The following is a 12,158-nucleotide window of genomic DNA, read 5'->3' as shown; positions in this document are numbered from 1 at the left end:
CGCTGGCCGTGCGATCAGGGCTGCGACAGCATTGAGCGCACAACGCGATCCTTCTTCAGCACGAAGTCGTAACCCGCCAAGACAAAATTGTTGGTCGGCTCAATCACCTTCAGGTTAACGAAAACGAATTCATTACTGTCTGCATAGGAGCCAACCACGATTGCCTGCGCGCGATGCGCCATTGCGACCTCGCCAATTTCGCGCGTCAGCATCAGCTCGCCCGTATTGCGTTTCAGGTAGACGTTATTCCTCAGCTTCATTTCCACCATTTTCACACCGCCATGTACCAACCGTGTTGTCATCTGCTCCGACAGCAGGCGGCCAAGCGTCGAACTCTGATCGAGCGCATCGATGTTGACGATGGTTGCCATCAGCAATGGCTTGTCCTGGGCCAGCTTGCCGCTCAACTGCGCCAGCAAGGCGTCGCCCGCCTTGTAGCTGACGTTCATGATTGCATCGGGGGAACCGAGCGAAGGGTCCTTGATGGCGCAGCCGCCCAACAGCAGGGGCAATGCCAGCACGGCGATGGCGAGTCGATGTTTGTTCATGTTCAGCCTCCCTGGACCATGAAGGTCTTGGTCGTGGCCTGGCCGTCTGCCGCGCCGTACAGGTTGCGGTCGCTGTCGGTCACGTAATAGACCGAGGTCGAACGGGCGATATAGCGCTGTGCATCGGAAACCGACACGGTCACGATGATCTCGGTCTTCGGGGTCGGCCCTGGCGCAAACTGCGAATGGAACCAGGAATATGCGTCGTACCCGGCGATGGCCACAGTTGCCAGCCACGGATTGGTATGGTCGATTCCGGTGATCACCCAGGCGCCGGCCGCGATGGCGCTGCGCTCGCCGCTGAATTTGTATTGCGGACGGTGACGAGAAAATTCGACGACCTGGGTATCGATGTCGATCGTCAGCGCGCCACCGGCATGTTTCGACACCAGCTGCCCGTCCTGCACAAGCGCGGTGATCAACTGCCCGCGGACTGCCTGGTTGAAAGCGCTAGCCTGCCCCGGCGCGACGTACAGGCTGCGGCTCGGCGTGCCTTTGAGCGTCGGCAGGAGCGTCTTCTCGATATGCGAAGTAATCGCCATCCAGTGCGCCGCCGCCTGCGCCTTCGCCTGGTTCGATGTCGGGTAATTGGTAGCCAGAGGCACCGGCGAATACGGCGTGGCGCAGCCCGCCATCAACAATGCGCCCAACAATGCGATACCGCTTCGAATAGCCATCTCTTCCTCGTTCGTGTTCGTCAAAAACGCTCGGTCGACGCCGGGCGCAGCATGGCCGATTTTACCAGATTATTTCCTATAGGAAACGAAATCCAGTGCACTTGGGCAGCCGCCGTCAAGGTACGCGAAGCGAACGCAGAAGTTGACCTTCCCGTCGTCGCGGCGCATCATGCTCCTTGCAAAGATTTCCGGGTGGTCATGAGCCACCTTTTTTGCTTCCTATCGCCTGCAATCCAGCCCTAAGAGGACCGACTTTGAAACGATATATGCTGAGCACCCTGACCCTGAGCCTGATGGCGGCATTTGCCACGGCCGCACCGGCGTCGCCTGCCGCGCCGACTTCCGGCATTCAAACCCAGTACATCGATCCAGCGGTACGGGTCCAGGATGACTTCTTCGCACACGTCAACGGAAAATGGCTCAACACCACCGAGATCCCGGCCGACAAGGCCAGCTACGGCATTGGCGCCGTGCTGCGCGACGATATCCAGGTGCAGGTGCGCGAGATTATCGAGACGGCGAAGGCCGACAAAAAGGGCGGCCCCGATGCACGCAAGATCGGCGACCTGTACGCCAGCTACATGGACGAAGCCAAGCGCGAGCAGCTCGGCTACAAGCCGCTGGCCGGCGAGCTGGCCAAGATCCGCGGGCTGAAGGATAAGAAGAACGTCCCTGCCCTGATGTCGCACTTGTCGGACATCGGCGTGGCCACGCCGTTCGGCGTGTTTATCGGCCAGGATGCGCGCGATGCAACCCGTTACGCCCCGGTCCTGTGGCAAAGCGGCCTGGGCCTGCCGGACCGCGACTACTACCTGAAGGACGATGCGCGCATGGTCGACATCCGCGCCAAGTATCTCAAACACATCGAAGCGATGCTGGGCATGGTGGGACGCGCCGACGCCGCCAAGGCCGCCGCCGACATCATGGCCTTTGAAACCGAACTGGCGAAGGCGCAATGGAGCCGGGTCGAGAATCGCGACCCGGTCAAGCGCTACAACAAGATGACGATCGCCAAGCTCGGCGAAGTGGCGCCGGGCTACGACTGGAAAGCCGCAGCGGATGCGGGCGGCTTGAGCAAGTCCGATTATGTGATCGTCGGCCAGCCCACCTACTTGACCGGCATGGCCAAGACCATCGCCAATACCGACGTCGCCGTGCTCAAGTCCTACCTGGAATGGCAACTGGTGCGTGCCAACGCGCCTTACCTGTCCAAGCGTTTTGTTGATGAAAGTTTCGCCTTCAATTCCACCACGCTGAACGGCGTCGCGCAGAATTTGCCGCTGTGGAAGCGCGCCGTGAATGGCGTTGAAACTGCCTTGGGCGAAGCGGTTGGCAAGCAGTACGTCGCCCAGCATTTCCCGGCCGAGCGCAAGGCTCGCATGGATACCCTGGTCAAGAACCTGGTGGAAGCGTATCGCCAAAGCATCGACACGCTCGAATGGATGAGCCCGGAGACCAAGAAGGAAGCGCAAGCCAAGCTGGCAAAATTCACGCCAAAGATTGGTTACCCGAACAAATGGCGCGACTACTCGTCGCTGGCCATCAAATCGGACGACCTGGTCGGCAACATGATGCGTGCCAACGCATTCCAGACCAAGCTCAACCTGGCCAAGCTGGGCAAGCCGATCGACCGCGAAGAATGGGGCATGACACCGCAAACGGTCAACGCCTACTACAACTCGTCGATGAACGAGATCGTGTTCCCGGCCGCGATCCTGCAACCGCCCTACTTTGACATGCGTGCCGACGATGCGGCGAACTACGGCGGCATCGGCGCGGTGATCGGCCACGAAATCGGCCACGGATTCGACGACTCGGGCAGCCAGTCCGACGGCAACGGCAATCTGCGCGACTGGTGGACCGCCGACGACCGTGCGCGCTTCAAGGACCGCACCCAGATGCTGGTAAAACAGTACAGCGCCTATTCGCCGCTGCCGGGCTACAACGTCAACGGCCAACTTGGCCTGGGCGAGAATATCGGCGACAACTCCGGCATCTTCATCGCCTACAAGGCTTACAAGATCTCGCTGGGCGGCAAGCCGGCGCCGGTGATTGATGGCTTGACGGGCGACCAGCGCTTCTTCATGGGCTGGGCGCAGGTATGGCGCATCAAGATGCGTGACGAGGCGATGATCAACCAGATCAAGGTCGGCCCGCATTCGCCTGGCATGTATCGCGCCAATGGGGCGGTGATCAACCATCCGGCCTTCCACGAAGCGTTCGGCATCAAGGAAGGCGACAAGATGTACGTAGCGCCGAAGGATCGCGTTTCGATCTGGTAATTTGAAGCGCCGCAGGGCGCGTGGTTGCGGGGGCGGACGTGGCTGTCCGCCTCATACTTTCGTCAAAGACTTACCAGCGAAGGGCGAAATGCCTACTCCAGAATATGCAGGCAAAAAAAAGCTCCCTCGAGGGGAGCTTTTTTCTTCATGCTGGCGGAGAGGGTGTCCGCAGCACTCCCCTATGAAAACCTGATCACTTTTCTGCGCTATCTACCTTTCTATCTACCTTCCCAAACGAGCACGCTAAACTGCAACTCGTGCAAGAATTTTCTCAGCCGCCCATGGAAAAGTCAGTGCGTCAGCGAACACCCACGACCAGGCGCGACGATCTCAATCGCGACCGTTAAACTCTTGGCTCTGACAGCTATGTCAGCGGCTTTGCAGGCCGTTTCGCGCTTCTAAAATCAAGCATTTACGCGAGAACCTCAAATCACGCCCCATGAGCTTGCTTAGCCTCCGGCTGAGCTTGCGCAAAACGCGATGGCTCATTGTCGTATCGCTTGATTGTTCGAGCCGGTAAACGAACGGCGATGTTGTCAGCCTTATGACACCGCCTTGTCCAGAGCTCGGGCCATTCTTTCCGCAAACAACAGAGAGGGTGCCCGTAGAATTCGGTCGACGCCCTACGTCGAGCATATGGGCTGGGAGGGCCACTGCGAGACCGTCCAGCTCCTCCTGCCCGTCAGCGAAATCGAAGTCCAAGACTAGAAAGGCCGGTCGGCCGCCGACATGGCCTTTAAACATGGGCACGACAGCACTGCCGGCCTCATCAAAGCCTACGTGCTGTGCAAGGCCGAGGCAGGTGAACTGCCCGAGGCGATTCCAGAGCGTGGCGGCGACGACGCCATGGCCCGCCGCTGCCGATCACTGTAGTCTCAGCGGGCCAGTCTTTGACTCGCCTCGCTTCATCTGGTTTTCGATGAGCGTGGCTCTGCCAAATCCGAAGCCAAGCCAGAATATGAAAACGGCCGCCGCTGCCCATCGCGCGGTGGGGAGGTCCTGCGTGACAAACTGGTGGACGAAGAGGAATGCAAACGGCGCGTGCAGGATCCCGGACACGATCTCGGTCATGAATGAGGCCATCGGCTTGCGCATTCCCAAAGCTTCGAACCCCTTCTTGATTTTGGCGAAACCCCGGGCGGGCCTCCACCTAAGGTCGGCCCTGTCCGTGCGTTTTGGAATGAGGCAGCTTGCGAGCGCGCAAACGCATGCGATCCCAAACAGGACCTGAGCAATGATCATTTCCATGGTGTTCGTTCTCGGCGCATTGATGTCGAGCGAATTGTATCAGCTGGCTTCCGTCTCATGGAGCCGAGCGCTCTTCAGCGCTTTCGCGGTGGAGCAATCGCAACTCCGACTGCCCATGGGGGACTTCAAAGATTAGGCACGGGAAATTGGATGTAGCGGTCAGGCGCAGTGATGGTCAGTGATCGGGTCGCCCGTGAGATCGCCACATAGAAAAGCTTGGCTTGGGCGTTGCTCTCCTTGAGGAAATGGGTCGCGTCGGGAATGAGAACATGGTCAAACTCCAACCCTTTGAGCAGCAATGGGGTCGAGATGGTGCGCTTTTGAGTCGCGCGTCCAGACAAGCTCGTCCGCTGGCAAATGGAGGACACGGCGTCCGCAAGATTAGAGGCTCTTCCGGCGGCCAACTCGGAGAGCGCCCTGTTGGCGTCGCGCCAAAGCTCGCCGCGGAAAACCCGCCAACGCGGATGCTTGCGCGAAAGGCTGAAGATGGATCTGACGTGCGAGAGCTCGGCAGTTTTCTCATACCGCTCGCCGTGGGACTTCAGGTCGGCGATCACCTGGGCATCCTCGCGCGAGTCGATCTCGCCCGCCGACAGAGGCTTCTGCGAAAAGCAGTCGTTGTGCAGGGATCGCAGCGCTGCCAAGCGCGCCCCAAGCGTCGGCGCTTGGTCCCATTCCATCGCGAACTGCCTCAGGCGCTTGGCGGCGATTTCTTCGATCGATTGAAATGCGCCCCTCGTCGCGCTGGCCAACTTGTCACACATGCCTCGCCTGCAATGGATGGCGGCGATCGAGCCTTCGCGCTCGATGAATCTCTCGAAGAAAGCCTCCATCGCGAACGCGTTCGGCGCTTGTATGAAATTCACTGGGCCGGATTGCAGATCGATGATTTCGCCGCGCATGAGCTTGCCCCTGGTCTGGGCGATCCATGCGCCCAAAGTCGGATCCTTGCCCTCCCATCGACGCGGGACGAGCAGTTCGACCGCCAATGGAAAGTTCGGGGCGACATGTTCCGTCCAGCGGATCGAATCCCCTGTGAACTCAAAGATCCCCTGCATCGGATCGCCAAAGATGACGGTGGGAAGAGTTATCGAGAGCGCCATCACCAAGTCGTGGTGCAGCGAATCGCAATCTTGATACTCGTCGACGAACACTCGGTCGTATGAACATGAGATGACGTTTCTAACGGCCTTGAGGGCCAGCACGCTGGCCGCGCCGCGCGAGATGCGCTCCCAGTCCTCCTTCGCCTTAGGAAGGCCATCAGGTGGGTCTCCGACGCCCGGAAAGGCATTCGCATACTTCAAAGACCATCCGGCAATGGTCTCCACGGAGGCCGCACCTGGGGGAACCCCCAATCGACGGAGCCTCGATCGCAATGCGTGGACGCCTGCGTGCGTGTGAGTCAAGATCAAAGCGCGCCGCCCCAGCTTCGCCGCCTTCACGATCGCCTCGGTCTTTCCGTGCCCCGCCGGCGCCAGAACCGAGCCAAGCCTGCAGGCCCCCAGAATCGCGGCCTCAGGCATACAGCCAATCCTCGACCTTCTTCAAGCATTGGGCGAGCTCCGAATGCGGAGCGCTCTGGGCGATGCGCCATGCGATCGGGGCCAGCTCCCTGCCCGTGCTGAGCTCCTTGAACCAGCTATGCTTCGACGAGGCTTGGGCCAAATAAATCCGAAGTGAACGCGCGTCGAATTCCGTCATAAGTTCCCAATTCGAAAATGGCGACTCGAAAATATCTTTCGACACCGTCGGCATGACTTTGGCCAAGCTGGCGGCCACGGAATCCGCCGACTTCTTCGCTCGCGCCAATTCGATGAGCTCCTGGACAGCGTCGTCATCCGCGTCGAAGAACAAAGCGAACTCGGTGTGCATTTCCGTTTCGTATTCGAACACCTCGATGAGGGGCCCGCCAAATGCGAACGACGCTTTCATGAGATCGGGGATGGGCCGGTCCGAATCGCGGAAAATGGCCACGGCATATCCCATGGAGCGCAGCGCGATCGCCAAGTTGGGAGCTTCGCTGCCATTGCCATCCGCGATGGCCGAGCCCATCTGTTCCACGGGAGCTCCGTTATGGTTGGCCGGCCACAATTCCCTGAGCCCCAACAGAAGACCTTGCTCGGTCACGCCCTCGCACAACAAAATCCTGCGCGCGAACAATGCCCTGGGCGTCTTCTTCATCAGCTTCTCAAATTCCGCCGAGCTTCCCGGCTCATGGACCGTGGCCGCCTTGGTCATTTTGTCTCGCCGGACAGCGACGACGTTCGACGCGGAGGCTTCGGACAAGGCCACGTCCGAATGAGTCGTCAAGAAAAGTTGGCCCACGGGGCGACGCTCTTTCAACGCTTCCGACTGTCGCTTTTTGAGCTGGGCCAGCGCGCCGATGATTCGATGGGGTTCGAGGCCATGCTCGATTTCATCGACCAAGATGATGGCCCCGGAGTGTATGGCAGCGTTTTGGATGCCCAAGGACGCGAGTCGCCGACTTCCCAATCCGGCTAGGCGCAACGGGACGTCGGCGTCGTGGAGCGTAATCGAGCTTGTCGAAAAGCCGCCTCGGGCAAGTTCCAAGCCTGGCCGGTATCCGCTCTCGACGTAGGCGCCAAGAGCCTTCGCCTCATCCTCGGCGTAGCCAGCGGCGTCCATGAGCGGCAGGATTTTGTCGAGCCCTGCCGAATTTTTGGCCGCCTTGTAAGCCGCCGCCAGGCGCTCCGCCGCATTGCCGTTGTCGTCGGTGAGCTTCGATAGGCCGGATCCTTGAGCCCAGGAGGTGTGCCTGGCCTCGTCGCCGTTGAGGCGCGTGAGTCCAAAGTGGGAACGCTCCCGGTTCGACAGATATCGGGAAGTCTCGGATCGATCGCAATAGGCTTCCCAGACCGGCTCCATCGTCGCGTCGACGCTCAGCCGCACGGTGATCACCGGCTCGTCATCGTCCTCAGGCTCGTCGTGAATTTCAGTCCCGGTCCAGCCCCGGATGAAGAGCCCCAATCGATCGTCGGACATCAACTGCGGCGGCAGTTCGCCAACGGTCACTTCGATAACGATCGGCGTCGCCGTGTCCGCGCCGAAGAAATCGCTTTCGACGAAAGAAAACCAACGCGACGACAAAGCCGCCTCGATGGCATCTAGGATGGTCGACTTGCCAGAATCGCCAGGCCCAATGATGAAGCACAGCGCGGCGTCCGGCAGCCACTCCAAAGCGCGGATTCCGCGGAAGTTCGAGATCGAGATTTTTCTTATTTGCATGCGTTCCATTCAAGACAAGAAGGCAACGGCCGGCCACGGCGGCTCGGACATGTTTTCTTGGCAATATCCGATCATAGCTCATCGGGATGCGGCCGCCGCCAGGACGGCGCCGCAATGACGGCGAACCTCGCCTGCCGGGCTTGGCGACTAAGAAGTGGCTGACGCGCTTCGAAGTGCCGGAGGATGAACTGATGCACTACAAGACCAAACTGCTGTCGGAGCCGAAGCTGAGCAAAGAGGTTAGTATGAAGTTTGGTTTTGCGCCGACAGTCACGCACCGGCCACTAGCCCTGGGGGCGCAGAAAGGCAATGCACGCGCCAACGTTGCGCGGCACGTTGTAAAACCCACGGCACCGACCTACGGCTAACAGTGGGTCAGCGCAACGTGTGCACGATACTACCCAGCGCGGACAGTCCGAGGAAAGCCGCCTTGGGGGTGGGTGGTTAGAATATTTACTTCCGCGACTTTCGGTCGTCAGCGCGCTTCTGCAAAATAACCGTTCGAGCCGTATCCAAGTCTCGTTGCCGAATGGCGTCGCGAATCTTTTCTTCGTCCATCGGTCCACTGACACCTCGTCGCAAAATTTGGTAGAAGCGGTTTGATTGCTCTTTGCATGAGTCCGCAACGGTAGGGGCGATCGAATTCACATCTGAAACACTATCGTCGAATTGAAAGGCTGCCTTGTACATGCACAGTACTACTTCTTGATTGGCGTCCTGAGCCTCATCCGCCATCGCGAATCGAGTGGCAAAAATTGAAACCCCAGCCATGAATACCAGAAAAATACGCCGCACGCGCCCCCCAATTCGGAGTTAATTAATCATTTGATTGTAATTGAAAAAAAAGTCACCTAGGAAATTTGTTGCTGTGTTACTACGGCCCGGCGACCTCAAACCGACGCGAAGGGCTAGCATTTAGACGGGCTAGCTCTATTGCACTATTGCACCCCGACTGCAATACGGCATAGCGACGATTTGCTGGACAAGCAACGAAAACGAGTGACGTTGTGCGCCTACAGCCGCGATATCGCATGGTTAACTCGAAGCCTGCTTTAGGCATTGCGAGAATGCTTCGCGCTCTCCCCTGGTGCTCAGCAACATTGCCGCATCAGACTCCCATAACTGGACACTTCCGTCATCTTCGATATCAGCACTAACAATGATCATTCCTGAGCCATGGCCAGCGAATGTCTCCACACGGAACCCTGCGCTCCTTCTTTGCTGGCGCACATTGGTAGTCGCAAGTAACGGCTGACCTGCTTGAAAACCGTCGAGAACGCAATCTGCAAACGCCGGAACAGCGGCGGAAGGGATCCTTGCCGACGCCAAGGATTTGAAATGCTTGGCGTCAGCTCTCGTGTACGTGGTCTGGCACCCGGCTAGCAGCGAGAAAGCAAGCACAAGCCCAACATGTTTGAGGTACATTGAATACTCCAGTTCGAAAAGTGTAATTGTTTAGGCTCGTGCCTAACGTACAAAGTAAGCAATCAATGGTTTCCGGATGTGTTTCGGTACCTGCTGTTAGCTTACGCCGAGGCCCTTCTTTTGCTTGCTCATGCCATTAACGCAATCCCCGTTGGCGAACGAGCGACTCAAGCCGGTGGCGGAAAACGTTCACCATGGCATTCGTCTGTTGAGCGAGGTAAGTGATGACCCGCTGTCGCGTTTCAGGATTTTCTAATGAGTCAACCTTGATCGGAGGGCACTGGATGTATACCTTGCCGTCAGCCTGCTTCTCCCAGCTCAGTCCCGGAAGAACCTTCTCGATTTCGTCGCGCTGGTCATAGAGGCAGTCAAACCATTCAGGCCCCTCCGCGAGCGCTTTGCCGAACGTAAGGAAAACCCCGGCACTGCCTTGGGCTTGCGCGACGAATGGCGAAATCCAGGCATAGCTTGGACCTGGCGGTAAGTAGAGGGCAAGATTGGTGGTTTTGGCAGGCTTAACGGGGGGCGCTTGCTGTTGGTCATCGAGGCGCAATACGGCAAGGAACTCGGTCCAGAACTGGGCCCAGTTCGCAGCCACTGCCGCATTTTTCGCGGTCACCAGTTCCGTTTGTTTCACGTCTTCGCTGTCATCATTGCTGAACGGCTGCATTTGTCCACCGTGCTGCACGATCATGACAGAACGGCGTAGCAGCTCCGTCTTTGCCAGGACCCGCGGCTGCAGCATAAGTGCGCCATCCACGGTTCGGAACGTCGCGACTTCGATCAGTGCGAAATGAAAGCGCAGGTGACCGTAGCGCTCAAGGAAGGACACCAACGCCTCGGCGCCGGTGCGAATGCCATCGCCGGCGATGACGAGAATGAAGTCGCCCACCGCCAGGCTGCGATTAATCCCATCAATGAAGGCCACCTCATCAAGATCCGGATGAGCGGCGCGCACCGCGTTTAACAGATAGCCCGGGCCGCCCTTGCTGGCTACCGCAGCTTCTCGGCTGAGGTCCTCGTATGACCACATCGATAGTTCCTTGGCGTAGTCGAGTATCTGAGCAACTACCTCACGGCGTGCCTCGGCATTTCTCCACAGTTTGGTTTCCACCAGGACCACTTGCCCGGTCCGGGTCACGTACAGGATATCGGCAGGTCCGGCATCGGTGCGTAATTCCATGCACACGGGTACAAGCGTTCCCGCATGTGGGTCGATCTCCCTCATCGGCAGAGCCGCGGGATGATTGAACAGCATACGCTGAAGCCATGATTCGCTGTACTGGCCAGCCACACCCTGCGTAAGAGGCATTCGTTCCAACAACGTCGACACGCCGTCCTGATCGATGTGGATCATATTGGTGTAGGCAGTCATTGTTGGTTAATTCCCGTGTTCCTGAGTTGGGTACATCGTCAAGTGCCGTAGGGCGTGTAGGCGAAACCGTTGCCGATGATGCTGGCAACGCCTGCCTGGTTCTCCGCACTTTCACTCATTGATGCTAGAACCTGCACAGGGCTAGCTGCTTTGGTGTCGAGGATGCCAACCCAGAACTCGAGTCCTGCTTTTTCCGGCTGACGGTGCAAAATATTTTCATAAAAGCGCGTGACAAGCTCGTTGTTGGTGGGGCCAACGCCATAGATGCCTTTGAATTCGCTGGAATTCATGAAGCCCTCCGCAACCGTGAGCAGCGGAACTCCTTTATCAAGCGCATTAATCCAGTAACCCAGCCCTACGGCATCCGGAGCGCGATTGAACGCTGCTTGATAAAGGCGGTACGCCTGCCCAGCATTACCTTCCACATCAAGCGCGATAGCTCCATCAGAAAACGTCAAGCGCTCGAAGTTATCAAGGTAGTTGACACCTTCGGCGCCGCTCTTGTCCGTGATAACGGTACTGTTACCCGATTTAACAACCGTGAAATCTGCGCGCTTGCCGTTGTAGCTGAGCGTGTCCATCCCGATTCCACCGTCGGTATGGTAAGTCCCAGCGCTGCTGTGGAAGTTGTCGTTGCCTGTAGTGCCGACCGGACTGACATTCAAGACGATCGTTTTTTCCTTCGCATCGAAGACGTCTGAAACTTTTAATGTGAAGCTGTCGACGCCGTAAAACCCGGCAGCTGGGGTGTACTTCCAAACCGCTGGATTGGCTACCTCGCCAAACACCACCTTGCCATTCTGCGGGGAGGATTTCACCTCATACGCGAGGTTGAAAAAACCATCGAGGGGTTTGTACGAACCTGTTGTGCTGGTGTCGGCCTTTACTGCTATTCCCTCTGCAAGAATCGAAAAATTGTAGGGTGCCGGGTCGACGACTACGGCAGATGAGCCGTTAATGATTAAGCTCACCACATCAACGTCAAGCGTGCCCTTGCTCTGGGCATCGAAAAGTAGCGTTGCGAATGCGGTAGTCGATGATGGCGAGAGGCTCCCTTTCACGCTAACGGTGCCAACTGTTCCGATGACGCTTGCGCTTGACGTGACGGCTGCTGCGCCCGAATAAGTGATTCGGTCAAACTGAACGTTCGAACCGCTGTAGTTGAACGCAAAATTGAATGTAAATCCTCCAGCCGGCAAGTCGGAGCTGAACAATGCCACGGCGATTTGGCCGTCCGCAGTCATGGTTTGATTGAATGTAACTTTGGACACAGTAACCTTCATAATTGTTTCAATGAGGCACTGATTTTAACTCACCGACAATGGCTCAAGAGTCACCAAATGTCACCGACCTCAGT

General features: G+C 58.0%; 12 protein-coding genes. 3 read left to right on the top strand and 9 right to left on the bottom strand.

Annotation, left to right across the window (positions count from 1 at the left end):
- Positions 1 to 14: 14 nt before the first annotated feature.
- Both I4X03_RS08035 and I4X03_RS08030 read right to left on the bottom strand, forming a co-directional pair.
- A complete protein-coding gene (locus I4X03_RS08035) occupies positions 15 to 548 on the bottom strand; it encodes a FlgO family outer membrane protein (RefSeq protein WP_223467703.1) in 534 nt (177 codons plus the stop codon).
- A gap of 2 nt (positions 549 to 550) precedes the next feature.
- The gene (locus I4X03_RS08030; RefSeq protein WP_223467702.1) at positions 551 to 1,225 is read right to left on the bottom strand and encodes a hypothetical protein; all 675 of its coding nucleotides are present in this window, start codon (positions 1,223 to 1,225) and stop codon (positions 551 to 553) included.
- A gap of 266 nt (positions 1,226 to 1,491) precedes the next feature.
- On the opposite strand from I4X03_RS08030, the gene I4X03_RS08025 reads away from it, so the two are divergent.
- Both I4X03_RS08025 and I4X03_RS08020 read left to right on the top strand, forming a co-directional pair.
- On the top strand, positions 1,492 to 3,507 hold the full coding sequence (locus tag I4X03_RS08025) for a M13 family metallopeptidase (protein ID WP_307735348.1): 2,016 nt from the start codon (positions 1,492 to 1,494) through the stop codon (positions 3,505 to 3,507).
- A gap of 729 nt (positions 3,508 to 4,236) precedes the next feature.
- Complete coding sequence (locus tag I4X03_RS08020) at positions 4,237 to 4,380, top strand: hypothetical protein (RefSeq protein ID WP_223467701.1); 144 nt, start codon at positions 4,237 to 4,239, stop codon at positions 4,378 to 4,380.
- Here the strand turns inward: I4X03_RS08020 and I4X03_RS08015 are convergent.
- The 3 genes from I4X03_RS08015 to I4X03_RS08005 form a co-directional block, all read right to left on the bottom strand.
- Positions 4,372 to 4,755: a hypothetical protein gene (locus I4X03_RS08015; protein ID WP_223467700.1), complete on the bottom strand. Its 384-nt coding sequence runs from the start codon at positions 4,753 to 4,755 to the stop codon at positions 4,372 to 4,374. The genes I4X03_RS08020 and I4X03_RS08015 overlap by 9 nt on opposite strands.
- Before the next feature lie 125 nt (positions 4,756 to 4,880).
- The gene (locus I4X03_RS08010) at positions 4,881 to 6,083 is read right to left on the bottom strand and encodes a UvrD-helicase domain-containing protein (protein WP_441295276.1); all 1,203 of its coding nucleotides are present in this window, start codon (positions 6,081 to 6,083) and stop codon (positions 4,881 to 4,883) included.
- Between the two features lie 187 nt (positions 6,084 to 6,270).
- On the bottom strand, positions 6,271 to 8,001 hold the full coding sequence (locus I4X03_RS08005; protein ID WP_223467698.1) for an ATP-dependent nuclease: 1,731 nt from the start codon (positions 7,999 to 8,001) through the stop codon (positions 6,271 to 6,273).
- Positions 8,002 to 8,192: 191 nt separating this feature from the next.
- On the opposite strand from I4X03_RS08005, the gene I4X03_RS08000 reads away from it, so the two are divergent.
- Positions 8,193 to 8,369 carry a hypothetical protein gene (locus tag I4X03_RS08000; protein ID WP_223467697.1) on the top strand — a complete coding sequence of 59 codons (177 nt, stop codon included), beginning with the start codon at positions 8,193 to 8,195 and terminating at the stop codon, positions 8,367 to 8,369.
- An 85-nt stretch (positions 8,370 to 8,454) separates the two neighbouring features.
- Here the strand turns inward: I4X03_RS08000 and I4X03_RS07995 are convergent, their stop codons facing one another.
- The 4 genes from I4X03_RS07995 to I4X03_RS07980 all read right to left on the bottom strand — a co-directional run bounded on the left by I4X03_RS07995 (position 8,455) and on the right by I4X03_RS07980 (position 12,084).
- Positions 8,455 to 8,796: a hypothetical protein gene (locus I4X03_RS07995; protein ID WP_223467696.1), complete on the bottom strand. Its 342-nt coding sequence runs from the start codon at positions 8,794 to 8,796 to the stop codon at positions 8,455 to 8,457.
- Positions 8,797 to 9,036: 240 nt separating this feature from the next.
- Positions 9,037 to 9,426: a hypothetical protein gene (locus I4X03_RS07990; RefSeq protein ID WP_223467695.1), complete on the bottom strand. Its 390-nt coding sequence runs from the start codon at positions 9,424 to 9,426 to the stop codon at positions 9,037 to 9,039.
- Positions 9,427 to 9,562: 136 nt separating this feature from the next.
- Entirely contained in the window at positions 9,563 to 10,801 is a 1,239-nt protein-coding gene (locus I4X03_RS07985; protein WP_223467694.1) for a DUF4268 domain-containing protein, read from the bottom strand.
- A gap of 38 nt (positions 10,802 to 10,839) precedes the next feature.
- Positions 10,840 to 12,084 (bottom strand): DUF4214 domain-containing protein, encoded by a 1,245-nt coding sequence (locus tag I4X03_RS07980; protein WP_223467693.1) that lies wholly within the window; start codon positions 12,082 to 12,084, stop codon positions 10,840 to 10,842.
- Positions 12,085 to 12,158 lie beyond the last annotated feature (74 nt).

Source organism: Massilia soli, from assembly GCF_016809835.1.
GTDB lineage: Bacteria > Pseudomonadota > Gammaproteobacteria > Burkholderiales > Burkholderiaceae_D > Telluria_A > Telluria_A soli.
The sequence above is the reverse complement of the archived record's forward strand: the minus strand, read 5'-3'. Positions and strand labels throughout refer to the sequence as shown.

Excerpts from the sequence above, each read along its gene's own strand:
- I4X03_RS08035 (WP_223467703.1), bottom strand. The coding sequence starts at position 548 with ATGAACAAACATCGACTCGCCATCGCCGTGCTGGCATTGCCCCTGCTG.
- I4X03_RS08030 (WP_223467702.1), bottom strand. The coding sequence starts at position 1,225 with ATGGCTATTCGAAGCGGTATCGCATTGTTGGGCGCATTGTTGATGGCG.
- I4X03_RS08025 (WP_307735348.1), top strand. The coding sequence starts at position 1,492 with ATGCTGAGCACCCTGACCCTGAGCCTGATGGCGGCATTTGCCACGGCC.
- I4X03_RS08020 (WP_223467701.1), top strand. The coding sequence starts at position 4,237 with ATGGCCTTTAAACATGGGCACGACAGCACTGCCGGCCTCATCAAAGCC.
- I4X03_RS08015 (WP_223467700.1), bottom strand. The coding sequence starts at position 4,755 with ATGGAAATGATCATTGCTCAGGTCCTGTTTGGGATCGCATGCGTTTGC.
- I4X03_RS08005 (WP_223467698.1), bottom strand. The coding sequence starts at position 8,001 with ATGCAAATAAGAAAAATCTCGATCTCGAACTTCCGCGGAATCCGCGCT.
- I4X03_RS08000 (WP_223467697.1), top strand. The coding sequence starts at position 8,193 with ATGCACTACAAGACCAAACTGCTGTCGGAGCCGAAGCTGAGCAAAGAG.
- I4X03_RS07990 (WP_223467695.1), bottom strand. The coding sequence starts at position 9,426 with ATGTACCTCAAACATGTTGGGCTTGTGCTTGCTTTCTCGCTGCTAGCC.
- I4X03_RS07985 (WP_223467694.1), bottom strand. The coding sequence starts at position 10,801 with ATGACTGCCTACACCAATATGATCCACATCGATCAGGACGGCGTGTCG.
- I4X03_RS07980 (WP_223467693.1), bottom strand. The coding sequence starts at position 12,084 with ATGAAGGTTACTGTGTCCAAAGTTACATTCAATCAAACCATGACTGCG.